This window comes from Apilactobacillus kunkeei DSM 12361 = ATCC 700308 (genome assembly GCF_001281265.1).
In the GTDB taxonomy this organism is placed as follows: domain Bacteria; phylum Bacillota; class Bacilli; order Lactobacillales; family Lactobacillaceae; genus Apilactobacillus; species Apilactobacillus kunkeei.
In genome coordinates this window covers 13892-38313 of record NZ_JXDB01000001.1, presented here as the reverse complement: position 1 = coordinate 38313, position 24422 = coordinate 13892, and the positions used below count along the sequence as shown (strand labels likewise).

The 24422-nt window shown below is 37.8% G+C and carries 21 protein-coding genes; 10 read left to right on the top strand and 11 right to left on the bottom strand.

The features are described 5' to 3' along the window. Window positions 1-459: 459 nt before the first annotated feature. Complete coding sequence (locus RZ79_RS00165) at window positions 460-1611, bottom strand: cation:proton antiporter (protein WP_054449486.1); 1152 nt, start codon at window positions 1609-1611, stop codon at window positions 460-462. A 102-nt stretch (window positions 1612-1713) separates the two neighbouring features. Here RZ79_RS00165 and RZ79_RS00160 point away from each other — a divergent pair, with 102 nt between their 5' ends. The 10 genes from RZ79_RS00160 (at window position 1714) to RZ79_RS00115 (ending at window position 12278) form a co-directional block, all read left to right on the top strand. Beyond that, window positions 1714-2415 carry a YoaK family protein gene (locus tag RZ79_RS00160; RefSeq protein WP_034530663.1) on the top strand — a complete coding sequence of 234 codons (702 nt, stop codon included), beginning with the start codon at window positions 1714-1716 and terminating at the stop codon, window positions 2413-2415. Window positions 2416-2703: 288 nt separating this feature from the next. Continuing rightward, on the top strand, window positions 2704-4878 hold the full coding sequence (gene nrdD, locus RZ79_RS00155; protein ID WP_054449485.1) for an anaerobic ribonucleoside-triphosphate reductase: 2175 nt from the start codon (window positions 2704-2706) through the stop codon (window positions 4876-4878). Next, window positions 4847-5419, top strand: coding sequence for an anaerobic ribonucleoside-triphosphate reductase activating protein (gene nrdG / locus RZ79_RS00150; protein ID WP_034530661.1), 573 nt, complete (start codon window positions 4847-4849; stop codon window positions 5417-5419). The genes nrdD and nrdG overlap by 32 nt, the downstream gene beginning before the upstream one ends. A gap of 4 nt (window positions 5420-5423) precedes the next feature. Continuing rightward, on the top strand, window positions 5424-6197 hold the full coding sequence (sufC, locus tag RZ79_RS00145) for a Fe-S cluster assembly ATPase SufC (RefSeq protein WP_034530660.1): 774 nt from the start codon (window positions 5424-5426) through the stop codon (window positions 6195-6197). Then, a complete protein-coding gene (locus tag RZ79_RS00140) occupies window positions 6197-7354 on the top strand; it encodes a SufD family Fe-S cluster assembly protein (RefSeq protein ID WP_053794947.1) in 1158 nt (385 codons plus the stop codon). The genes sufC and RZ79_RS00140 overlap by 1 nt, the downstream gene beginning before the upstream one ends. Continuing rightward, window positions 7347-8561 (top strand): aminotransferase class V-fold PLP-dependent enzyme, encoded by a 1215-nt coding sequence (locus RZ79_RS00135; RefSeq protein ID WP_054449484.1) that lies wholly within the window; start codon window positions 7347-7349, stop codon window positions 8559-8561. Before RZ79_RS00140 ends, RZ79_RS00135 begins: the two co-directional genes overlap by 8 nt. Continuing rightward, window positions 8548-8970: a Fe-S cluster assembly sulfur transfer protein SufU gene (sufU, locus tag RZ79_RS00130; protein ID WP_034530657.1), complete on the top strand. Its 423-nt coding sequence runs from the start codon at window positions 8548-8550 to the stop codon at window positions 8968-8970. The genes RZ79_RS00135 and sufU overlap by 14 nt, the downstream gene beginning before the upstream one ends. Continuing rightward, entirely contained in the window at window positions 8954-10363 is a 1410-nt protein-coding gene (sufB, locus tag RZ79_RS00125; RefSeq protein ID WP_054449483.1) for a Fe-S cluster assembly protein SufB, read from the top strand. The genes sufU and sufB overlap by 17 nt, the downstream gene beginning before the upstream one ends. A 138-nt stretch (window positions 10364-10501) precedes the next feature. Next, entirely contained in the window at window positions 10502-11869 is a 1368-nt protein-coding gene (locus RZ79_RS00120; RefSeq protein ID WP_054449482.1) for an aspartate ammonia-lyase, read from the top strand. Between the two features lie 88 nt (window positions 11870-11957). Continuing rightward, window positions 11958-12278 (top strand): hypothetical protein, encoded by a 321-nt coding sequence (locus RZ79_RS00115; RefSeq protein ID WP_041152663.1) that lies wholly within the window; start codon window positions 11958-11960, stop codon window positions 12276-12278. Between the two features lie 25 nt (window positions 12279-12303). Here the strand turns inward: RZ79_RS00115 and RZ79_RS00110 are convergent, their stop codons facing one another. The 10 genes from RZ79_RS00110 to RZ79_RS00065 form a co-directional block, all read right to left on the bottom strand. Next, complete coding sequence (locus RZ79_RS00110; protein WP_034530652.1) at window positions 12304-12816, bottom strand: GNAT family N-acetyltransferase; 513 nt, start codon at window positions 12814-12816, stop codon at window positions 12304-12306. Between the two features lie 10 nt (window positions 12817-12826). Then, window positions 12827-13276: a MarR family winged helix-turn-helix transcriptional regulator gene (locus tag RZ79_RS00105; RefSeq protein ID WP_054449481.1), complete on the bottom strand. Its 450-nt coding sequence runs from the start codon at window positions 13274-13276 to the stop codon at window positions 12827-12829. A 97-nt stretch (window positions 13277-13373) separates the two neighbouring features. Continuing rightward, window positions 13374-14363, bottom strand: a complete 990-nt coding sequence (locus tag RZ79_RS00100; protein WP_054449480.1) for a D-2-hydroxyacid dehydrogenase — start codon at window positions 14361-14363, stop codon at window positions 13374-13376. Next, window positions 14364-15530: an aminotransferase class I/II-fold pyridoxal phosphate-dependent enzyme gene (locus RZ79_RS00095; protein ID WP_054449479.1), complete on the bottom strand. Its 1167-nt coding sequence runs from the start codon at window positions 15528-15530 to the stop codon at window positions 14364-14366. 177 nt (window positions 15531-15707) lie between these two features. Next, window positions 15708-17351 carry a peptide ABC transporter substrate-binding protein gene (locus RZ79_RS00090; RefSeq protein ID WP_054449478.1) on the bottom strand — a complete coding sequence of 548 codons (1644 nt, stop codon included), beginning with the start codon at window positions 17349-17351 and terminating at the stop codon, window positions 15708-15710. 17 nt (window positions 17352-17368) lie between these two features. Further along, window positions 17369-18559: a metal-dependent hydrolase family protein gene (locus RZ79_RS00085; RefSeq protein WP_034530647.1), complete on the bottom strand. Its 1191-nt coding sequence runs from the start codon at window positions 18557-18559 to the stop codon at window positions 17369-17371. Window positions 18560-19049: 490 nt separating this feature from the next. Continuing rightward, complete coding sequence (locus RZ79_RS00080) at window positions 19050-20231, bottom strand: MDR family MFS transporter (RefSeq protein ID WP_054449477.1); 1182 nt, start codon at window positions 20229-20231, stop codon at window positions 19050-19052. A gap of 60 nt (window positions 20232-20291) precedes the next feature. Next, window positions 20292-21680: a replicative DNA helicase gene (dnaB, locus tag RZ79_RS00075; RefSeq protein WP_034530644.1), complete on the bottom strand. Its 1389-nt coding sequence runs from the start codon at window positions 21678-21680 to the stop codon at window positions 20292-20294. Between the two features lie 24 nt (window positions 21681-21704). Further along, window positions 21705-22157 (bottom strand): 50S ribosomal protein L9, encoded by a 453-nt coding sequence (gene rplI / locus RZ79_RS00070; protein ID WP_041152670.1) that lies wholly within the window; start codon window positions 22155-22157, stop codon window positions 21705-21707. 67 nt (window positions 22158-22224) lie between these two features. Then, window positions 22225-24261: a DHH family phosphoesterase gene (locus RZ79_RS00065; RefSeq protein WP_080997398.1), complete on the bottom strand. Its 2037-nt coding sequence runs from the start codon at window positions 24259-24261 to the stop codon at window positions 22225-22227. Window positions 24262-24422: the final 161 nt, after the last annotated feature.

Below are 24422 nucleotides of genomic sequence, written 5' to 3'. Positions count from 1 at the left end.
ATAACTTGTTATGAATCTGTAATTTTTTTATTTTCACTATCTGTTCAATAATTTATCCATATCGCCTAAAAGGCATTTATTAGTGAATACGTTGTTTATTTCTAAATTTTTCACTAAATTTAAATCGATTAAAACCCCTGATACAATAAGTTAAAAATTAGTAAGGGGGCTTTAATAATCGTCCATTTAAAATGCCCAATCTGCGGAAATTTATTTTTCAATCAGCTAAAATGCAAATACTGCAGAATGATCGACAATCAATTAAAAGTAGATTTAAAAAAATCATGCATACGATTAACAAATTCTTTTGATAAGAGAATAAAACACATGAATTTTTTCGGTGACGATAAAAGTCTGCCTTTATATGCATTAATTTTTGCGATATTAACGGCATTGGTCATTGATTTAGTTATAGTGTTACTTTCATATCTACCATAAAAAAGTCGGCTCAAGCCGACATTAATTTTTATACTTTCGTTTTAACAATACAACGGGTTTTAAGATTAAAGGAGCTATGATGGTTGTCATTACAATCACTGCAATCAAAGTCGAATAATAGCTAGTAGAAATAAAGTGGCTGGCTAATCCTGCTTGAGCAATAACGATTCCAACTTCTCCTCGACTAATCATTCCTGCACCAATTTCTGCGGAATTAAACTTGTCAATTCTACTAATTCTCGCACCGATAAATGCACCTACGAATTTAGTGACTACTGCTAACAAAGTTAAAATTACAAACAACCAACCATTTTTTAATATTCCTGTCACCTGCATTTCCACACCAATGCTGACGAAGAAGATTGGAACTGCTAGCAGTCCTCCCATCCCTTTTAACCTTGATGTAAGTGGTTTTTGGAATTCTGTTTTGCTAAATATCAAACCAGCAAAAAATGCCCCGGTTACTGCGCTTAACTTAACCATTTCGGCGGTTCCAGATAGGAATAAGCATAATAAAAATGAATATAATCCAATCTTTTGTGGACTTAAATCTAAGACATCGATCAATAAGGTGACTACTTTATAGCATAACCATAGAAATACAAAAAATATAACTTGTAAAACAATTAATAATAGTGCATCGGAATTACCATGCCCTCTTCCAATTCCTAGAAGTGGAATTGCCACACTCAGTAAAACGATAGAAATAATATCATCAGCAACGGCTGCCGCTAAAATTGTGGTTCCAGCTGAAGATTTTAATTCATTCATCTCTTCTAGCACAGCAACCGAAATTGAAACAGATGTTGCTGCAAATACAATACCAATAAAAGCACTTTCTATTAATGAAACTTGAAGGTATCGACATACAAAGTAAATTGAAGCTACCGGGAATATGACTCCCATGAAAGCAACAACCAATCCAGGGCCGAAATACTTTTTTAACCTGTCCACGTCACAAGTGAGTCCAGCTACAAACATCAAAAGAACAGCGCCAAGTCCCGCTAATGAGACGACTACATCCTGACGATGAATTAATCCTAAAAATGAAGGTCCTAAGATGATTCCCCCGAAAATCTGTCCGACTACTTCTGGAATATGTATTTTTGATGCAATTAGTCCGAAAATTTTCGCAAATGCAATCATCAAAAACAATGCAATTAAATAATTCAAATAAATCATTCTCCCCCGATGAAACAATCTTGTTTATTAAAAAATAATAAAGTAGTAACATTTATGTATAAGTTATTACTTTAATGAAAGGGAGTCAACATTATGGATGCGCCTCATCCCGCTCATTTTGGCGAAAAAATTTCCACTGCATTCTTTCTTACTTCAATTGGAGGATGCCTAGATGCCTACACTTACATAGAACACGGTGGGATATTCGCTAGTACCCAAACCGGTAATTTAATTTTATCTGCTTTAGCGTTAACACAATTCAACTTTGGTCACTTTTTAGAACGTATTTTGCCAGTTATCGCTTTTTCATTTGGTATTTTATTAGCTAACTGGATTCATCATAATCTCGATAAATATAAATTAAACTATTGGAAAGTTTACATTCTAATAATTGAAATAACTCTGAGCATTATAGTTGGTTTTTTAAAACATAACGTTCCCCAACTAGTCATTACCACTTCCATGTCTCTAACAACCGCTCTTCAACTTTCAACATTTAATACAATGTCAGGATTGGGTTATTCCAACATGTTTAGTACTGGAAACCTGCAAAAGACAATGAATAATTTATTCTTATATTTAAAAACCAAAGATGATGAATTTAAAACTAAATTAATTTATTATAGTGGCTTAGTATTTAGTTTCTTATGTGGAGCGTTCGAAGCAAGTATATTATCGATATTCCTACATACCAAGACTATTTGGGTGGTTAGCGTTGAATTAATCATAATTTTGCTATTCCAGTTTAAATTTATCTTGATCTATAAAAAAGATAATAAAAAAGAACTTCAATAAAGAAGTTCTTTTTTATTCGGATTTTACTTATTAAACGTTAGTATATCAATACTTTGGGCACGATATGTAAGTATTCAATTTGAACATTTTTAGACAAAATTCCAAAAATGTTCGACAAAAAAATGCGAAATCACTCATCACTACGTATTATGAGAAAATTAAATTATTATAATCATTCAGTACGCACTATTCAAATTTACATTCAAGAATGTTTTTACACTATATATGCGTGTTAACATTATTTTAGACACAAGTTATAGTGTATATTTTAAGGATAGGACTGATATAATGTTTGATAAAACTTTTGCCCATTTAAACGTTATAAAGAATTCTGGTGACAAGACCAAATTCTATAAATACAAGATTGATTTTGTACTAAATCAACTGGGTATTAGTAAGGAAGATAACAAGCGTTTCTTTGAACGTTTGAACCTATTTACTAAGGATCAAGAAGAAATTACCTCAAGTCATATTCATGACTTCATCATTCAATTTCTGGAAGAAAATGATTTCTTAGATGCTAAAGAGCAATACTTAAAATATGAACAAAAAGACATTGAAAAATTCAAGAAAGCAACCGATGTAAAGGCTCGAATCGACCAACTATTCAACCGTTACGACCGTGTTGTTCACGAAAATGCCAACAAAGATAGTAACGTCTTTAACACCCAAAGAGACCTAGAAGCGGGGGCTGCCAGCAAGGCCATCGGTCTTCAAATGCTACCTCCACTAGTTGCCAAAGCTCACCTTAGAGGTGACATTCACTGGCACGATTTAGACTACTCACCAGCAACTCCTGAAACCAACTGTTGCTTAGTTGATTTTGCAGAAATGTTGAATAACGGTTTTAAGATTGGTAACGCCGAAGTCAAATCACCTCGCTCAATCCAAACTGCGACTGCTCAAGTTTCTCAAATCATCGCCAACGTTGCATCCCTACAATATGGTGGTCTATCATTCGACCGTGCCGATCAAGTACTAGCACCATTTGCCGAAATTAATTACGAGAAGCACCTAAAGACCGCTTCTAAATGGGTCGAAGAAGACAAGCGCGAAGAATACGCTAAAGATCGTACTAAGAAGGATATCTTCGATGCTATGCAATCACTAGAATACGAAATTAACACCCTTTACTCATCACAAGGTCAAACGCCCTTCACCACTGTTAGTTTCGGTCTAGGTACTAACTGGATTGAAAAAGAAATTCAAAAGGACATCCTAAGAATTCGTATTAAAGGACTTGGTAAAGAACGTCGTACTGCCATCTTCCCTAAGCTAATCTATGTATTGAAGAAAGGCTTAAATTTAAACCCTAACGACGTAAACTATGACGTTAAAGAATTAGCCATCGAATGTGCTACCAAGCGTATGTACCCTGATATTTTGATGTACGACAAGCTTTGTGAAATCACCGGTGACTTCAAGGCACCTATGGGTTGTCGATCATTTCTACCTAAATGGACTGACGAAAACGGTAAGGCCGTAAACGCTGGTCGTATGAACCTAGGTGTTGTGACCGTTAACCTTCCACGTATCGCACTATTGGCCAAGGGGGACATGGACTTATTCTGGCACATCTTTGAAGAAAAGCTAGATATCGTTCACCAAGCCATGGCATACCGTATCGAAAGAACTAAGGAAGCTAAACCAGATAACGCCCCACTACTATACAAGTATGGTGCATTTGGTAAACGTCTAAAATCAACTGACAGCGTTGACGAACTATTCAGAAACGAACGTGCTACAGTATCACTTGGTTACATTGGACTATACGAAGTCGGTACCGCCTTCTTTGGTCCAGATTGGGAAGCAAATCAAGAAGCCCATGACTTCACTGTCAGCGTCGTTGCTGAACTAAACCGTCTATGCCGTGTATGGAGTAAGGAAAGTGGATACCACTACAGTCTATACTCAACTCCAGCCGAATCATTAACCGATACATTTGCTCAAGATGATATCGAAAAATTCGGTAAGGTTAAAGACATCACCGATAAGGAATACTACACTAACAGTTTCCACTACGACGTTAGAAAACGTCCTAACCCATTTGAAAAACTAACATTTGAAGAAGCATATCCTCACTTCGCCTCAGCAGGATTCATTCACTACTGTGAATACCCTAACCTAAAGCAAAATCCTAAGGCACTAGAAGCCGTTTGGGATTGGGCATACGACCACGTTGGCTACCTAGGTACCAACACTTCAATCGATAAGTGCTTCAAGTGTGGTTTCAAGGGTGAATTTGAAGCTACCGCCCGTGGTTTCAAATGTCCTCAATGTGGTAACCACGATCCTAAGTACTGTGACGTTGTTAAGAGAACTTGTGGTTACTTAGGTAACCCTCAAGCACGTCCAATGGTTCACGGTCGTCACGTTGAAATTTCATCACGTCAAAAGAATATGTCGAAAGGAATGGTAGAAAGTGTCGCACATGAAGAGACAGCCAAACAATCCAAAGCCTAAGGAATGGCTTGCAAAAGACTTAAGCCAACAATATATTGCTGACTATAAGCCATTTAACTTCGTTGATGGTGAGGGAATCCGTTGCAGTATCTATGTTTCTGGTTGCAAGTTCTTATGCCCCGGCTGTTATAATGTCGCCTCACAAAACTTCCATTACGGACAACCTTACTCACAAGATTTAGAGGACCAAATCATCGAAGATATGAAAAAAGATTACGTTCAAGGTCTTACCCTATTGGGTGGAGAACCATTCTTGAATACTCAAGTTTGCCTTCGTTTATGCAAAAGAGTTAGAGAAGAATTCGGCCACACCAAGGACATCTGGTCATGGTCAGGTTACACATTCGATGAACTACTAAAAGATTCATATGACAAATTAAAACTACTTTCAATGATTGACATCCTAGTTGATGGTCGTTTCATGGAAGACCAAAAAGATTTAACTCTTCAATTCCGCGGTAGTGCTAACCAAAGAATTATCAATGTTCCAAAGTCCCTTGAAGAAAAGAAGGTCGTACTTTGGGACAAGTTAGTTCACTAGGAGGATTATTGTGTTAAAAATTGAAAACCTACACGTTAAAATCAACGAAACCGATGAAGAAGTCATCAAGGGACTAAACTTAACCATCCCCGACGGTGAAGTCCATGTCATCATGGGCCCCAACGGAACCGGTAAGTCGACTCTTTCTCAAACCATCATGGGTTCTCCCAAGTATTCAATTACTGAGGGAACCATTTCATTTGATGGCAAAGAATTAAACAACATGGCAACCGATGAACGTGCCCGTTTGGGTCTCTTCATTGGTATGCAATACCCTACCGAAATCAGCGGGATTAAAAATGTCGACTTCATTCATGCCGCAATGAATGCGGTGGCTGACAAACCAGTATCTGTTTTAGACTTCATGAAGCGCCTAGACTACGTCATGAACTTCTTGGATATCGACGAATCATACACCGATAGATACCTTAACGAAGGTTTCTCCGGTGGTGAAAAGAAGCGAAACGAAATCCTGCAAATGATGATGATTCAACCCAACCTAGCAATCCTAGATGAAATCGATTCTGGGCTAGATATCGACGCCTTAAAAGTTGTTTCAAAGGGAATCAATCACATGCGAGACAATCACTTCTCTTCACTTATCATCACCCACTATAACCGTATCTTACGTTACGTTAAACCAGATGTCGTTCACGTTATGATGGGTGGTCGCGTAGTTACCAGCGGTGACTATCACCTAGCTGAACAACTAGAACAAAACGGTTACGCCCAATTGCGTGATCAATTAGGCATCGACGTAAAGCTGGTGGATGAATAATGAGTATGTCAGTTCAAGAATTTGCCCTATCTCATAACGAACCACAATGGTTAACCGTTAAACGCATTGTCGCAAACGACATGAAGAATACGATGAGGGTCCCCGCACCACTTCGCAAGTTTCACTTTGAATCCCCAGAACTTAACCCCCGTTCAATAGATACGCAAAACTTAGCACCTAAAAACTTACAAGATTTAGGAATTATCATGATGGACTTATTCGCCGCTGCAAACGAGTTTCCAGAACTAATCCAAGAAAACCTGATGGAAAAAGCAATTTATTGGCGTGATAACGCATTAAATGCGAACCATCTTGCGTATCTACAAAGTGGTGGGTTTGTTTTCATCCCTAAAGATGTCTGCGTTGATGAATCAATCGACATCTCCGACTTAGTCGATCACAACATGCAGGAAAAACACCTCCTAATTATCGCTGCTTCAGGAAGTGAAGTTTCATTTACCTACAAGGATTCAAAACAACAACCTAAAAACGACCGCCTAATGATTGAAGTATTACTAGGCGATCACGCCAACGTCTCCTTCTATGACGCTGCAATGACTAATAGCGAAAAATCTCACCGCGTTTTAAATGCTTACTTAGCACAAAACGCCAACTTAAAGACTTACGTCGGTCTATTTAATCATGGTGACAGTCGCTACTACAGCAATATTGACCTCGATGGTATGGGCAGTTCCGCTAGAATTAACCTAGTGAGTCTATCCGATCAAAACCAAAACCAAGTAGTTCAAACCAAAATTATCAATAAAAGTCCCAATACGAGTGGCTTAATATCACAACGTGGTATCGTCGCCGATAAATCCAAGACTGTCTACGATACTACCGGTCAAATTAAGCTGGAAGCTAGCGATTCTGATTCAGATCAAATCAGTAGACTATTAACTTTAAGTCCCGAAAGTAAGGGGAAAATTGACCCAATTCTTTTGATTGACAATCACGATGTGGTTGCCGGTCACGCTGCGAGTGTTGGTAAAGTTAACCCCGAACAGCTATACTATTTAAAAACAAGGGGAATTGACGCCAAAACCGCTCGTTTCCTATTAACCCGCGGATTCTTGACACCTTTAATTGAGAAATTCCCCGATAAATCAGTTCAAGAACACCTATTAAATAACCTAGAGGAGCGTATTCATGGATAGTCTAAACATTCGTCATCACTTTCCCATCTTCAAAGAGCACTCAGATATGATTTATTTTGACAACGCTGCAACGACTCAAAAGCCAAAGTACGTCATTGACGCAATCAGCAACTTTTACACTCATCACAATTTCAACGTGCACCGAAGCGTCTACACTCATGCCGGGGAAACGACTGAAATGTTTGAACAATCCAGAAAAAACATTGCCTCATTCATTAATGCCGGCAGCGCAAAAGAAATCGTCTTTTCTGCTGGTACCACCGATAGCATCAACTTAATCGCTAACGGATATTATGCAAAGCACATCAAAGCAGGTGACGAGATTGTGGTTTCAATCGCAGAACACCACAGTAACCTCCTTCCTTGGCAAAAGATTGCGAAAAATAACGGCGCAACTTTAAAATTCATTCCGCTAAATGAAGATGCTAACCTCGACTTAAATGCCGCTAGCCAAATCATTTCAGACAAAACCAAACTAGTGGCAGTCACCGCCGTCTCCAACGTCTTAGGAAACATCAATCCCATTGATCAACTAACGACATTGGCTCATGAACACGGTGCTGACATTCTAGTCGACGGTGCGCAAGCTGCTCCCGAATTACCAATCGATGTGCAAAAAACACCAATTGACTGGTTAGCCTTTTCCGGACACAAGATGATGGCACCAACCGGCATCGGTGTTTTATACGGTAAACAAGATTTACTAGAAAACATGGATATCCCCCGCGTCGGCGGCGAGATGATTGAATCAGTCTCAACTACCGACCACAAGGTCAAAGATATTCCATACCGTCTAGAAGCCGGCACTCCCAACATCGAGGGAGTCATCGGTTTAGACGCTGCAATTTCTTATCTAAAAGAACTTAAAATGACTAACGTTCAGAAACAATGTGAGAAACTAGGTCAATACCTATATGACCAACTTAATGTTTTAGACGGCGTTTCAGTATATGGACCAACTAAGCGTCAAACTGGAATCGTCTCTTTTAACGTCGACAATATTCACCCACACGACGCTGCAACCTTCCTGGACTCTAAGAATATCGACGTTAGAGCTGGTCAACACTGTGCCGAACCACTAACCCACAAGCTGGGAGTCAACGCGACTTTACGCGCTAGTCTCTACATTTACAACACGATTGAAGAATGCAATCGACTAGTCGACTGTATTAACGAAATGAAGGAATTTTTCAATGGATCTAAGTAACATTTATCAACGCATCATCATGCAAAAAGCTAGTGAGTGCCCTAACAATAATCAGTTTGATTCAGACGTCCATCTAACTAATCCCACATGTGGTGATAATATTTCGATGGCAGCTGATGAAAAGAACCCCAACATAGAGAACCTACAAGTATCATGCGACGGCTGCATTATCTGTAAGGGTGCCACTCAGATGATGCTAGAAGCAATTCAAGATAAATCCGCTGATCAAATCAATGAACTCGTTTTAAACATGTCCAAAATGATGACACACGAGCATTACAACGAAGAACTGTTAGGTGATTTAGTCGCTTTTAAATCCGTCGTGCACTTACCCATCAGAATTAAATGTGCCATGCTTCCATTCAAAGCAATTTATCAATTAATTAACGGAGATGATATCAATCGATAAATCAATCCAACACTTAAATGATGATTATCAATACGGCTTTAAAGACGACGTCAAACCCGTCTTTTCAACCGGTGATGGCTTAACTGAAGATATCGTCCGCGAAATCTCAGCACAAAAACATGAACCAGAATGGATGTTAGATATTCGTTTGAATGCTTTTAAAATCTTCCAAAAACTACCCATGCCTGAATTTGGTCCCGACCTATCTGATCTCGACTTAAGCAAAATAAGATATTTCCAAAGAGCGACCGATTCAGTATCACGTAGTTGGGACGATGTTCCAGAAAATATTAAGAATACCTTTGAAAAAATTGGGGTTCCCGAAGCAGAACGTAAATATCTAGCGGGTGCCGAAGCTCAATACGAATCAGAAGCTGTCTATGCCAACATCAAAAAAGAATTCGCCGACATGGGAATCATCTTTTCAGATACTGATACGGCATTAAAAGAACACCCTGATTTAGTGAAGGAATATTTCGGTAAACTAGTTACGCCTCAAATGAACAAATTCGCTGCACTAAACACAGCGGTTTGGTCTGGTGGTGTCTTCTTGTACGTTCCAAAGGGTGTCCATGCCAAGATTCCAATCCAGGCATTCTTTAGAATCAACGCCGGTAGAACCGGTCAATTCGAAAGGACTTTAATCATCGTTGATGAAGATGCCAGTGTAAACTACGTCGAAGGTTGTACCGCACCTAACTATTCAGAAGATAGTTTGCATGCAGCCGACGTCGAAGTCTTCGTGAAGAAGAACGCCTTTTGTCGTTACACCACCATTCAGAATTGGTCAGACAATGTTTACAGTCTAGAAACCAAGCGTGCTTCCGCAGATGAAAATGCGACAATGGAATGGGTAGACGGAAACCTTGGATCCAAGGTCACAATGAAGTACCCAAGTATCGATTTGAATGGCCCCTACGCCAACGGAACAATGCTATCAATCGCATTTGCAAGCGGTGATATTTACCAAGATACCGGATGCATCATGAGGCACCATGCTCCTCACACCTCATCCAACGTGGTATCAAAATCAATCTGTAAAGACGGTGGAACTTGTAACTACCGTGGAACAATTCGCATGATTGAAGATGCTCACTACTCCAAATCACATATCGAATGTGACACGATCATCATGGATGATGATTCAATGAGTGACACCATTCCGCACAATGATATTTACAATGGTGATTCCGAAATCGAACACGAAGCCAAGGTTTCAAAGATTTCAGAAACTGACCTATACTACTTAATGAGCCGCGGCTTATCCGAAGCTCAGGCAACTAAGATGATTATCATGGGATTCATTGAACCCTTCTCAAATCAACTTCCAATGGAATACGCAATGGAATTAAATAAATTAATTGATTACCAAATGGAAGATTCCGTTGGTTAAAACTAACGTCCCTAGAGCTTTTCTAGGGGCGTTTTATTTCATGTGAAACAATCTTATATGTTTCATTTGACTAATTAAATATTTAGTTTATACTTAATGTAACATTTTATAACATATAACTATTTAGGAGATGTTTTTATGCGTATCGAAAAAGATTGTGTTGGTAAACTAGAAGTTCCTGATGATGCTTTATATGGAATTCATTCCCTTAGAGCCGCAAGGAATTTCCCGATTACAAAAGAGAAAGTTGACCCGCTTTTGATTGAAAGCTACATTCAAATCAAAAAAGCTTCAATTACCGCAAATTATGGTGCCAAAGCGACAGATGTTATAAAATATAACACAGTTGTAGATGCTTGTGACTACTTGCTTGAGCACCCATCACCAGAGAGTTTTATCACTCCAGCCATCCAAGGTGGTGCCGGAACTTCCACAAATATGAACGTAAATGAAGTAATTGCCAATGTCGCAATGAAATTACACCCTGATGTCTTCATTCATCCAAACGATGATGTTAACCAGGCACAATCTACTAATGATACCTACCCAACCGCTGGTAAACTAGCAATGATTAAACGTTTACCAAAGTTAACCAGCGAAATTAATCGACTAATCGAAATCCTAGATGAACTATCAAAGAAATTCCAGTTCACTATTAAACTAGGTCGAACCCAGCTTCAAGATGCCGTTCCTACTACCTACGGCAAGACATTCCATGCTTACGCTTCATTATTCCGTCGTGATTTAAAACGAATCAACAGCGCTGAAAACGAACTAAAGACTGTCAGCATGGGTGGAACTGCCATCGGTACTGGAACCAACACCACTAAGTACTACCGTGATCACATTGTTGATGAAATCAACAAGATTACCGGTCTCGACCTAAAACAGGATGAAGATTTAATCGACGCTGTTCAAAACACAGATCACTTCGTCGCATTCTCCTCTAGTTTAAAAACATTGGCCGTTGACTTATCCAAGTTCAGTAACGACTTACGTCTACTTGGTAGCGGCCCTCAATCGGGTTTGAATGAATTAATTCTACCAAAACGCCAAGCCGGTTCATCCATCATGCCTAACAAGATTAACCCTGTTATCCCAGAAGTCGTGAACCAGGTCGCCTTTGAAGTAATCGGTTTTGACGCCACAGTCACTGCCGCTTCAGAAGCCGGTCAATTGGAACTAAATGCCTTTGAACCAATCATGTTCAAGAGAATCCTAACCGCCGAAGTTCACTTAGCACGCGCAATCGAGACATTAGTAGACCACTGCCTAGACGGTATCGACGTCAATGTTAAACAATGTCTAGATGACGTTCGTAAATCAGCTGTAACCGCCACAGTTCTATCTCCTATCTTGGGTTACAACAAGACCACCGAAATTATCAAGACAGCCACCAAGAAACACGAAACTGTTCCAAACCTATTAATCCAAAACCATATTTTATCTCCTGAAAAAGTTAAACAACTATTCTCACCAGAATATCTTGTTAACGGTGAAAGCTAATAAAAAAGAGCTCGCATAGAGCTCTTTTTTATTTTAGTTTTACAAGCATCCCTTCGACCTTTAAAATAAAGGCAGGAGTTGAATACAAATGCAAAAAACTACAAAAGGTGTGCTAGCTGCCATCAGTCTTTTGATGACCGTCTACATGCTAATTATCACCATCAAAGATATTTCAGACTTGTACGTGACTGACTTTTCACTAACAGTATTATGGTTAATTACCATTTTAACCCTGATTGAAATCGTGCTATTTTTCTGGAAAAAGGATTGGTTAATCAACGCTGTGATTGGAATCATTGTTTTCATTTTAGGAATTATTCTAGTTGTAAACGGGACACTTGGTTTTACCATCATCTTGATTAATTTAATCATTTCAGTCCTATTAAGCGTATATAGTTTATATAACTAAAAAAGAACTCAAAATGAGTTCTTTTTTATATCTTCTTTTTCATCAATATATCTCTTTGTTTATCCTCACCGACCATGAAAATATGATCTGAGAAAGGAATAAATTTCTTGGATTGATAAAAACCAATCGCATTAGAATTATTTTCCCAAACACCTAACCAAATGTATTGTCTACCTAGCTTTTTAGCTTTTTCAATGGCATAATCCATTAATTTAGTTCCTAATCCTTGTCGTTTGAATGCTTTTCTTATGTAGATTCTTTCTACTTCAAGAAATGAATTACCCATATCTTCAGATTGAGCCGATCCCCAATTTATTTTGAGGTACCCTGCTATTTGTCCATCTACATAGATAAATTCAAAATCCGTACTTTGATTATTTATTTCAGATTTTAATTGTTCAGAATTATAATTATTCTCAAACATTTCATTTAAGTCTTCTAAACTATTATATTCGCCAAAAGTATCATTAAAAGTTTCAATGCTTATTTTTTGTAGTTCTAACACGTCAGAAATTTTTATTCTTTTTAAATCAATCATATAATTACTCCTAATATTTTCTTTTTCCACCATTTTTAACTTCTTGCCAATCCTTATAAATATTGTCTTTAGCCTTATCTAGCAGTCTATTAAATATTGTTTTTTCTTCTTCCGTAAAACCTTTTAGAGCAACATTGTTGGAATATTCATTTTCTCTCGCCACTACTTTATAAAGCTCTTCACCTTTTGTAGTTAAGTATAGAAGTTGATTTTTCTTGTTTGTCTTTTCCGTCTTCTTGACAACAAGACTAGCTTTTACCAAGTTATTAACTGCTCTGCTACCAGTTGTCTTATCAACACAAATGAGTTCACATAAATCTTGCAATATAATTCCTGGATTTTCACCAATACGAACTAAATAAAGATATTGGCCTTTAGATAATGAGTACTCTTTAAACTCGATATTACTAATCGAATCCAACGACCTAGCGATAACACCTATCTTCTTCAACGAATCCATAAAATATCACACCTTTTATTTTTGTTGCAAATGCAACTATATCACAAATGTTAAAACTGTCAAATAAAAAAGAACTCAAAATGAGTTCTTTTTTTATTTAATTAATTTGATATAAGGCCTTTTGTCCGCTAGCAATCTTGATAGCATCTCTCACCGAGAATAAAGCCATATTGTGAACCGCAACATCGGTAAAGAAAGCAATATGTGGAGTAACAATTACATTATCCATCGCAATTAAAGCTTTTAAGTTGTCATTGTCGTATCCCTTGTCGCCAAGATCAACACTGGTAATTCCAGCTTCACCATCGACAACATCGATTCCTGCTGCACCGATTTCACCTGCTTCTAGAGCAGCAACTAGCGCATCAGTATCAACGACTCCACCACGGGAAGCATTAATGAAAATAGCGTCATTTTTCATTTTCTTGAATCGCTCAAAATTCATAAAATGATCCATTTCAGGAGTTAAAGGTGTGTGCATAGTTACGACATCTGATTCGGATAATAGGTAGTTTACATCAACATATTCTACCGTATCAGCCAAATCAGTTCTTTGCACGGGATCATACGCTAGTACGCGTGCTCCTAGCGCTTTAAAAATGCGTGCGGATGCACTTCCGATGGTTCCAGCACCGATTACCCCAACAGTTAAGTTATGAATCTCACGGGCTTGTCCGCCAGTCCAACTAAAGTCGTTTCTCTCCTCACGTTTACTGTAGTCTTTTAATCGTCGTAATAACGCCATCGTATCAGCTAATACTAATTCACTGACCGAACGAGGGGAGTATCCAGGTACGTTGGTTACTTTTAAATTGTATTTGTTGGCTAAATTTAAATCGATAATTTCGTATCCAGTACTACGTAATGATATTTGTTTGATTCCATTTTCAGCCAAACGTTTGTATAAACTATCACCAGAAAGAGCACCATGTTGTTGAATGGTAATAGCATCATAGTCCTTGGTTTTATCAACGTTATCCAATGTTAATGCTTCATTTATGTGATCAATTTGCACATTCAACTCATCAGCAATGGCTTCAAAATCTTCTATCTCGTATGGTTGGGTATTAAACATTAATATTTTCATCTAGTTATCCTCCACGAATTTAGCAATGCGTTTCAATGCTTCATTTAAGTTATCTTCACTAGTTGCATAACTCAAACGGAAATAACCTTTTCCAGCTTTTCCAAAAGCACTTCCAGGCATTGTACCAACTTTAGCTTCTTTCGCTAGTTTCGTACAAAAGGCAAAATCATCTTCACCAAATTGTTCTGGAATTTTAGCAAAAATATAAAATGCACCGCTTGGATTGGCGCTTTCAATATCAATATCAGATAAGCCTTGGCGTAATAACGAACGTCGTTTTTCATAAATCTTCTTCATTTCCGGTCCATCATCTCTACCATGCTTCAACGCTTCGGCAGCAGCAAATTGAGCATTGTCAGTTATAGAGCTAACGTTGTATTCGTGTATAGATTTAATAACATTAATAATATCGGCAGGGCCATATACCAAACCGACTCTCCATCCAGTCATCGCATGAGATTTTGATAAACCATTATATACAATCGTTTGATCTCTAATAAATTCTGCAATAGATTCATGTTCATGCTCGTAGTTTAATTCACTGTAGATTTCATCACTAATACAGAAAATATCGTATTTCTTAATTACATCTGCCAGTTCTTTCAATTGTTCTCTAGTGTATGAAACACCTGTCGGATTATTAGGAGTATTAATAATAACCGCTTTAACTTCTGGATGCTGTCTAATCGCTTCTTCTAATTTATAAGGAGTTAGTACGAAATCATCTTTGGATGTATCAACTTCAATCGGATGTGCACCAAAAAATGATACATTATTAAAATATGGAGAAAATGCTGGAGATGGAATAATCACGCCATCTCCTGTATCTAGGATTGCTGCAAATGTTAAAAATACAGCTTCTGTTACTCCAACTGTAGCGATAAATTCAGTATCAGCATCGTAATTTAACCCATATTTATCTGCTAAAAAGTTAACGGCAGCTTCACGCAATTCAATAATCCCGCGAGAATCACTGTAATGACTCTGATTATCATTAATCGCTTGGATAGCTGCCTCCTTAATATGATCAGGGGTATTAAAATCGGGTTCTCCGATGGTTAATGGAATTAATCCATCAACATCGGAAATCGAAGCTCCAAATGACAAAATCGCATCTGGTTTAACGTTTCCCATTCGTTTACTAATTTTGTTAATTAATTTTGACATATTAATCAACCTCCTCGTTTTATATTAGAAAAAGATTAGAAATATTTCATCCATAATATGCTAATAAGAGTGAATATGTCAAACCAATTATTAATTTAGTATTAGAAAAATGAAAATATTTCATCAAATAAAACATGGAGAACTAAAAAAGAACCCTCCAATGGGTTCTTTTTATTGTTATTTTTCAACATATGCTTTACTGAAGTTCCATGCTAGACCAGTAGCTGAATGAGTAACATTTTTAATATTAGTCTTAACAACTTGTGGTTCTGAACTTTGGTAGAATGGCACAGCTCCTTGTTCATTCATAAGAATCTTTTCGGCCTTAACCATGTCATCCCAACGCTTTGCTGAATTATTAGCATCAGTAGTTGATGCAGCATTTACATACTTGTCGTATTCAGAATTCTTCCATCTTGCGAAGTTGTATGGGTAGGTACTTGTTAGCAATTGCAAAAATGAGATTGGGTCTGGGTATGTTGTGCTCCAACCAGTAACTGTGGCGTCGTAATCGTAAGCAATTTGTCTGCTCAAACGTGTCTTAGTTGGAATATTAGTAGCAGTTACCTTCAAACCAGGTAGTTGGCTAAATGCTGAACTTTGTAGGAATTCAGTGATTGATTTACCTTCAGAAGTATCATCAAATAAGATGTTGAATGTAAGTGACTTCTTGCCAATTTCTTTCATCCCTTTGTTCCAGTAGTATAGAGCCTTCTTCTTGTTGTAGGTAGCAGCATCCTTAACGTAAGCAGCATCCGCAAAATCAACACCATTTCTACTCATCATTCCGGTTGAAACTAATCCCTTAGCTGGGAATGATCCATCACCCATTACGTCGTTTACGAATTGATTTCTGTTAACAACCATTGATAGTGCTTTTCTGATGTTGACGTTCTTAAATGCAGAAATTCTGTCTTCATTAAATTCTAAGTAGTTGTTACGAGCACTGGATAATTGATGGAATTCAGGAGTGCCCTTGTAATGTTTAACTTGTTCCTTATCAGCTAACATCATTTCATCCAATTGACCTGATTGATATTCATTGTAGGCAGTGTTGGCGTCTTTTTCAACGTTAATCTTAATCTTTTCTAGCTTAGTACTTTTGGCATCCCAGTAGTTGTCGTTCTTTTCTAGCATCCAAGTATCATTGGTTCCGGTCCAGCCGGTAACCTTAAATGGTCCATCGTAAATTTGATTTTCTGAGTTAGTTCCATACTTGCTACCCTTTGATTCAACAAATGATTGTTTTTGAGGTAGGAAATCTGTACCAGCTACTAGGTACTTAAAGTATGGTTGTGGGTTAGATAGTTTAAATACTACTGTCTTGTCGTTTGGTGCTGAAACACCTAACTTCTTGTATGACATTTGGCCCTTACTTACAGCTTCATAATTTACGATATGATCGAAATCATATGTATTTTGTGCGGCAGTTTTAGGGTTAACTGTGCGTTGAATTCCGTAAACGAAATCATTGGCGGTTACCTTGCTACCATCACTCCATTTAGCGTTATCTCTTAAATGGAATGTGTATGTCTTACCATCTTTTGAAACATCGTAACTCTTGGCAATTCCATATTCTAATTTACCCTTGTCACCATATGTTAATAACCCCTGTTCAGAGTTTAATGATGTGTTTGAAGTTTCAGCATCAACAATCTTTGATGGGTCTAAAGTTGTAATTTCTGCTGATGCCATCCAATTAATTGGCTTAGTTGTTCCATTATTAGATGTTTGACTTGCTGAGTTTGACTTACCACAGGCAGCTAAGCCAATGGCCATCATAATCATGGTTGATCCAACAATTATTTTGTTTTTCTTCATAAAATTCATCCCCCAATCTAAAATTCTTTTTTTCCGCTTACATACACTTCTTTATCTTTTTGTTGAACTGCTTTGATATCTTCCATTGGATTGTCATCAATGATTATGAAATCCGCATATTTATCATTCTCGATCGAGCCGTATTCGTCATCAATTTTCATTAACTCGGCGGCCTTATAAGAAGTTCTGTATGCTTCAAATTCACTCATTCCGATGCGTTCAACCATCATTTCTAATTCTTTAGGTGTGGTCATATCAAAGTAGTTATAAGGAGTTCCAGCATCAGTTCCTAATGCAATGTTGACACCATTTTCATACGCCTTTTTAACGTTGGTATATGCATCATCCATTGCGTTAGCCATCTTTTGATGCTCCCACTCAGGCAAAGTATCTTTTCCTTTTTCAGTTACAGATGCTGCAGCGATAATGGTAGGAACAATATATGTACCTCGCTCTTTCATCATTGCAATTTCATCATCATCAACGTAAAAGCCGTGTTCAATAGAGTCTACACCGGCTTCAATAGCGTTTCTGATTCCTGGATTACCTTCAGCATGTGCTGCGACAATCTTATGTTTGTTATGTGCTTCGTAAACAGCAACTTTCATTTCCTCAATTGTTAATTGAGCTTCATCCATAAAGTCACCAGGTGACATGACACCTCCAGATGCCATGATTTTAATGCAATCAGCACCAGCTTTTAATCCTTCACGAATCTTCTTTCTCATTTCATCTGGAGAATCAACAACGTTTCCACCATTGGCATAATCCCCATGTCCACCAGTCATTGTGTAAGCTTTACCTGAAGCCATCATGTGTGGAACATTGTTGATTTTGCCTTCGGTAATTAAACGTTTAATTGGTATATCGATTCCGTATCTAGCACCACATTGTCTGACGTATGTACAGCCAGATTTTAAGAATGCACGTAATGCCTTGATGGCATCGACTGTGGTTTCTACAACGTCCTTATCACCTCCAGTGCTAACGTTAGGATCACTGGTGATGTGAGTATGGGCATTGATTAAACCCGGAGCGACAAACTTATGATTTACATCAATTACTTCATCATCTGCTGCTGGCGAAATTTCTTGAGCAATTTCAATAATCTTTCCCGTTTCTACATCGACTGCAAAACTAAAATCTTTAAAGACATCTTCGTGGACTCCATCAAAGATGTTGGCGTTCTTAAAAATTTTTCTATGCATATAAATCTCTCCCAACTTTTTAACAAATAACTAAAAAAACGTCCCTCAGCCAATTGGCCAAGGGACGTTTGTAACGTGGTACCACCCAGATTCAAAATATTTTCACAAATATTTTCTCGCTCGTACTACACAAATTAATGTTTCATACGCGGTACGATAATGGGTACAACCATTTCACCTAGAAAAGTGAACTTATACAATCAAGTCTTTCAATCAGTAGTCATAATGCCCTTTCAGCAACGACACTCGCTTAGTACGGCTAAAGATCTAATTACCTTCATCAAAAATATTTTATTAGTTATTTGTTTTTTATTTATTGAACATTTCAAATACTAGACTCTCCATTCAAAAAGGTCAATGATTTTCTAACCATTTTATCATTTACGTTTTCGATGCTAACATTAGATAAAATAATGATAGATACATGGCAAAGTTTATCGTTCTAATATAATTCTAATAAAAAAGGTTCGCTATAAAAATGGCGAACCTATTATTCTGAATATTTAGTTACTTTTTTGCGTGAATATCTAGCGATTAATTCTGACCCTAAAATAATTACCACGCACGTGATTGTACAAATGATGAACAATAATCCATACGAAGTGGCATCAATGATGATTCCACCAACCAATGGTCCAATCGCCTTACCAATTGCGGCCCAGGCATTGGTTAATCCTTGATACTTACCCTTTACTTCAACCGGTGTTAATTCATTGACCAACGCTGGAATTGAAGGAATTACGGATGCTTCTCCCAATGTTAGAACAATCATTGAGATAACGAATCCTGTATAGGTATGCGTAAAGATTAGCGTGAAGAATGACAAACCGATAAATAGAATTCCAAAATAAATTTGGAAGTATAGACTGTCGTGTTTTTGTGCAATCCAGTTGATCAATAGTTGGAACACTACTAAAAGGAATGCATTTAAAGTCCACAACAAACTATACATTGATAATGGAATGCCTGATCCGGTAATGTATACCGACATGTTGGATACCCATTGTTCATAGACAATCCAAATGATGGCTAGTGTCACAAAGAATGTGGTGACAATAATCCAATTTGGACGTGGTAACTTCACCTTTGTCTTCTTAATGGAATCACGTTTAATTGGATAAATCGAACCCTCTTTGTGATAGGTAAAAATGGCACTAATTCCGTAAACCATCAATATAGCAGTAGTCAACATAAATACGTAGCCAATTCCGATTGGATAGATAAAACCAACCGCAATCGTTCCAAACACCACCCCGACGTTTTGCGCTAGGTATAACATATTGAAAATATAACGCCCTGACTTCATTTTAACGGTAGTCCCTAAGGAATTAATCATTGTTAGGTTCCAACCAGTCGTGAAGCCAAATAATACCAATCCAATTGGATAGTATGGCCAGCCATTGAAGAAAATTAATCCAAACGATATTAACACAGAAGTAATAATCCCCATTATCGTCAAAATATAGCGATTATGGCGGTCAAATAGTTTCCCCGATATATAATTACCCAAAACGTTAGAACTTGAGTATAGGAACAAAATTATACCGACTTCAGTCAATGACTTGCCCAATGCATCATGCATGTAGACGGTCGTAAGCGGCCAGACCGTACTTACCGCAATGTTATTGATTAATGATCCTAAGAATAACCAGTGCAGTTTAATTTCATTCATTCTCTCACCCCCGAATTTTGACAAAAAAATCCTTAGCAAACGCTAAGGATTTAGTTTTAATTAACCCTCATCATCTGGATTGTATGCGATAGATGAGAACTTATTATGTGATTTGATAAATAGTAACTTAACAGTTCCACGAGGACCTGAACGGTTCTTTTCGATAATTACTTCAACTTCACCTACGTCGTTGTTTTCTTCTACTTCTGATTCTTCTTCATCATCGTCGCCGTCTTCTCTTTCGTAATAATCATCACGGTATAGGAAGGCAACGATATCGGCATCTTGTTCGATGGATCCAGATTCACGAATATCAGATAGAACCGGACGCTTATCTTGTCGTTGTTCAACTCCACGAGACAATTGGGATAGCGCAATAACTGGAACACCTAGTTCCTTGGCAATTTTCTTCAATTGACGTGAAATGTATGAAACTTCTTGTTGACGGTTTTCTTGGCTACCACCATCAACCAGTTGCAAGTAATCGACCACGATTAGACCAAGATTATTTGTATCTTTGGCCAAACGTCTTGATTTGGCACGAATTTCGGAAATCTTAGTTCCGGCAGTGTCATCGATATAGATGCTGGCATTGGATAGACTACCCATTGCCATGTAGACGCTTTGCCATTCTTCCCCAGTCAATTGACCAGTTCTCAAATGGTTGGCATCAATACTACCTTCGGCACAAATCATACGACTAACTAGTGATTCAGCACTCATTTCCAAACTGAAAATAGCGACGGCCTTTCCAGACTTGGTACCCACGTTTTGCGCTAAGTTTAGGGCAAACGCAGTCTTACCAACGGCTGGACGAGCGGCTAGAATTACTAATTCATCATCATGCAAACCGGTTGTCATTTTATCTAGTGCTGGAAAACCAGTCGACAAACCGGTAACTGTTGATTTTTGTTGAGCTAATTCTTGAATACTGTCTAGAGATTGTCCTAAAACATCCCCAATGAACTTGAAACCATTGCTGTTTCTATCTTCTGAAACGTTTAAGATTGAACGTTCAGCGTTATCCAATAGTTCATCAATGTTTCCGTTATTGTTGTAACTTTCGGTCACGATGTCAGTTGCGGTCTTAATTAGACGTCTAGCAACTGCCTTTTGATGAACGTTTTTGGCGTAATAAACGGCGTTGGCAGCGGTTGGTGTTGTGGTTGCTAATTCAGCTAAGTAGGCCACACCACCAGCGTCTTCTAGATTATGGCCACCTTCAAGTTCAGTTCTTAAAGTCGACGCATCAATTGGTTCATCCTTGTCACCCAAGGTCTCCATAGCAGCGAAAATCAACTGATGAGCATGTCGATAAAAATCATCAGAGGTAATAAATTCTTGGGTTTCTGCTAATTTTTCATTGTCTAATAGGACAGCACCCAAGACGGCTTTTTCACCATCTAAATCTTGTGGTGGTGTTTGACCATTCATATACTCGTTACTCATACTACCCCTCGATTTCCTTTAAGATTATTTTTCACTTACATGAACTCTGATTGTAGCAGTAACTTGCTTGTGTAGTTTAACTGGAACGTTAGTGTAACCTAAAGTTTTAATTGGTTCACCCAATTCAATCTTACGCTTATCAATCTTTAAGCCATGTTGTTTTTGCATTTCTGCAACGATTTGTTTTGAGGATACTGATCCGAATAAACGGCCGTCAGCACCAACTTTAGCAGATAATTCAACGACTGTCTTATCATCTTCTAGTTTTGCCTTTAAATCTTTGGCTTCTTGTAGTTCAGCTGCAGCTTCTTTTGCTTCGGCGTGTTTTTCGCCTTGAAGTTGGCTTAATGCTGAGTTGGTTGCTTCTTTAGCTTTACCTTGTTTAATTAAGAAGTTTTGTGCATATCCGTCGGAAACGTTCTTGATTTCTCCACGTTTACCTTTACCGCGAACATCTTCTAAAAATATAACTTTCATTCAAATCACTCCTCTTAATGTCTTTATATTATTATAAACTCTCTGGGTGTTTTTTTAAATGAATGAATTAATTGTCTTCTGATTCTTCAGGAGCTTCTTCGCTCTTTACTTCATTGATGGAATCCAAAAGCATGTGTTCCACTTCTTCAATTGTCTTGTCGGCAATTTGGGTAGCACCACTTGATAAGTGACCACCACCACCTAATTCTTCCATTACTCTTTGCACGTTGACTTCACCGTTACTTCTTGCAGAAATACCGATTAAATCATCTGGACGATGAGAGATAACATAAGATGCTTCTACACCTGACATGTTTAGCATTGAATCAGCAGCTTGTGCAGCAGTGACAGGATCGTAGACCTTGTCTTCTTCACCGGCTACATACATCATGTTTTCGTGTCCTTCAACGACCTTGGCCATTGAAATTAGGTGCATTCTTGCCATGTAGGCATCAGGATTTTCACGCATGAATTGTTGCATTTCTTCTGAATCAGCACCTGCTGATCGTAGGTATGATGCAGCATCAAACGTTCTAGTTCCTGTACGTAAAGTGAATTGTTTAGTATCAACAAAGATACCTGTCAACATTGCTGTTGCTTCTAGTTTGCTTACTGGTTCGGCATCTTGTGATTGATATTCGAACATTTCGGTAATCAATTCACAGGTTGATGAAGCGTATGGTTCGATGTAGACCAAGACTGGGTTTTCAGGGAATTCTTCACCACGTCTATGGTGGTCAATAATCATAACCTTGCTTTCCAATCTGTTGTATAGGTCTTCAGACACACTCATTGATGGTTTAGAGTGGTCAACCATGATTAAAAGACTGTTGTCGTCAGCTAATTGTAGAGCTTCTTCTGGTGTGATAATGTCAGGAGCTAAGGTTTCATCTTCCTTGGTCTTGTCAATTAAACGTTGTACATCTGAATGGAAAGTTCCATCTGGGATAACAACGTAGCAGTGCTTATTGTTCATCTTAGCTAAACGATGAATACCAAGACAGGCACCAATTGAATCCATATCAGGTTGGCTGTGACCTTGCACAAAGATAGTATCTGCTTCTTTAAATAGTTCTTGTAATGCTTGAGAAATCATACGAGCACGAACTCTGGTACGTTTTTCCATTGGGTTGGTCTTACCACCATAGAAACGTGCTTCGTGATCTTTGGCCTTCACAACAACTTGGTCTCCACCACGACCCAAAGCTAAGTCCAAATCACTTTGGGCTTGTTCAGATAGGTCGTTTAGGTTGTCTTCACCATAAGCAATCCCGATACTCAAAGTAACTGGATAGTTTTGCTTAGATGTTGATTCACGGATTTCGTCTAGGATGCTGAACTTGTCATCTTCGATATCCTTTAGAACCTTTGAGTAGGCCATCATGATATAGTGATCTTCATCCACTTGTTTGATGAAGAAACCAAATTTTTGCGCCCAAATAGTCAATTCATTGGTAACGTAGTTATTTAGGTTTGAGATTTCTTGGTCGGTCATTGATTGAGTAATTTCATCGTAGTTATCCAAGAAAACTTGACCAACAGCGATTTTTTCGTCGTTGTAGTCTTTTTCGATTTGGTAGTACTTAGTGATATCCATCATGTAGATGGTGCGATATTCCTTTTGAATCAACATTGTAAAGTAATGGTCTTCCCACTTTACCGTTGCGTAATCAGGATTATCCCAATTATTTTCTAGGATGTCGGATAATTCTTCGTTTACTTCTTCGACGGTCTTACCAAGTAAATCTTGATCACCAAAATAAGGAGTCAAATATGGGTTTACCCATTCAATCACTCCTGTTTCACTAATCATTAATACACCAACTGGCATTTCCAAGAGTGTTTCTTGTTCACCACGGTGCATACGGTATGAAAGGTCTGAGATGTAATTATCGGTGCTGACACTTAGATCGTTCATTTTCTTAAAGATGTAAGATAACAATGAACATACGAATACTAAGAAAAGGACACCGGATTTCCAATCGTATAGGAAAGATACAACCAAACCAAAGATTGATAATACGGTTAAAGCTAACGCAATCCATCTAAGAACCTGGTTCTTTAAAAATGGAGGTAGGTTAGTTAGCGAGAACAATTTTTTCATTGTAACTCCTCTTTTTTTATTTTTTTATATCTTTATTTTATCACATTAAGTGATTATTCAAAAAAAGGAGCTACAAACATTGATTGTATCCCCTTTATATCAATAATTTTAAATATAAAAAAACTGGGATTGATAAAAAATCAATCCCAGTCAAAAGTTAT

Excerpts from the sequence above, each read along its gene's own strand:
- RZ79_RS00135 (WP_054449484.1), top strand. The coding sequence starts at position 7,347 with ATGGATAGTCTAAACATTCGTCATCACTTTCCCATCTTCAAAGAGCAC.
- sufU (WP_034530657.1), top strand. The coding sequence starts at position 8,548 with ATGGATCTAAGTAACATTTATCAACGCATCATCATGCAAAAAGCTAGT.
- sufB (WP_054449483.1), top strand. The coding sequence starts at position 8,954 with ATGATATCAATCGATAAATCAATCCAACACTTAAATGATGATTATCAA.
- RZ79_RS00115 (WP_041152663.1), top strand. The coding sequence starts at position 11,958 with ATGCAAAAAACTACAAAAGGTGTGCTAGCTGCCATCAGTCTTTTGATG.
- rplI (WP_041152670.1), bottom strand. The coding sequence starts at position 22,157 with ATGAAAGTTATATTTTTAGAAGATGTTCGCGGTAAAGGTAAACGTGGA.
- RZ79_RS00100 (WP_054449480.1), bottom strand. The coding sequence starts at position 14,363 with ATGAAAATATTAATGTTTAATACCCAACCATACGAGATAGAAGATTTT.
- RZ79_RS00065 (WP_080997398.1), bottom strand. The coding sequence starts at position 24,261 with ATGAAAAAATTGTTCTCGCTAACTAACCTACCTCCATTTTTAAAGAAC.
- nrdG (WP_034530661.1), top strand. The coding sequence starts at position 4,847 with ATGAAGAGACAGCCAAACAATCCAAAGCCTAAGGAATGGCTTGCAAAA.
- RZ79_RS00120 (WP_054449482.1), top strand. The coding sequence starts at position 10,502 with ATGCGTATCGAAAAAGATTGTGTTGGTAAACTAGAAGTTCCTGATGAT.
- dnaB (WP_034530644.1), bottom strand. The coding sequence starts at position 21,680 with ATGAGTAACGAGTATATGAATGGTCAAACACCACCACAAGATTTAGAT.
- RZ79_RS00090 (WP_054449478.1), bottom strand. The coding sequence starts at position 17,351 with ATGAAGAAAAACAAAATAATTGTTGGATCAACCATGATTATGATGGCC.
- RZ79_RS00080 (WP_054449477.1), bottom strand. The coding sequence starts at position 20,231 with ATGAATGAAATTAAACTGCACTGGTTATTCTTAGGATCATTAATCAAT.
- nrdD (WP_054449485.1), top strand. The coding sequence starts at position 2,704 with ATGTTTGATAAAACTTTTGCCCATTTAAACGTTATAAAGAATTCTGGT.
- RZ79_RS00160 (WP_034530663.1), top strand. The coding sequence starts at position 1,714 with ATGGATGCGCCTCATCCCGCTCATTTTGGCGAAAAAATTTCCACTGCA.
- RZ79_RS00095 (WP_054449479.1), bottom strand. The coding sequence starts at position 15,530 with ATGTCAAAATTAATTAACAAAATTAGTAAACGAATGGGAAACGTTAAA.
- RZ79_RS00085 (WP_034530647.1), bottom strand. The coding sequence starts at position 18,559 with ATGCATAGAAAAATTTTTAAGAACGCCAACATCTTTGATGGAGTCCAC.
- RZ79_RS00110 (WP_034530652.1), bottom strand. The coding sequence starts at position 12,816 with ATGATTGATTTAAAAAGAATAAAAATTTCTGACGTGTTAGAACTACAA.
- RZ79_RS00105 (WP_054449481.1), bottom strand. The coding sequence starts at position 13,276 with ATGGATTCGTTGAAGAAGATAGGTGTTATCGCTAGGTCGTTGGATTCG.
- RZ79_RS00140 (WP_053794947.1), top strand. The coding sequence starts at position 6,197 with ATGAGTATGTCAGTTCAAGAATTTGCCCTATCTCATAACGAACCACAA.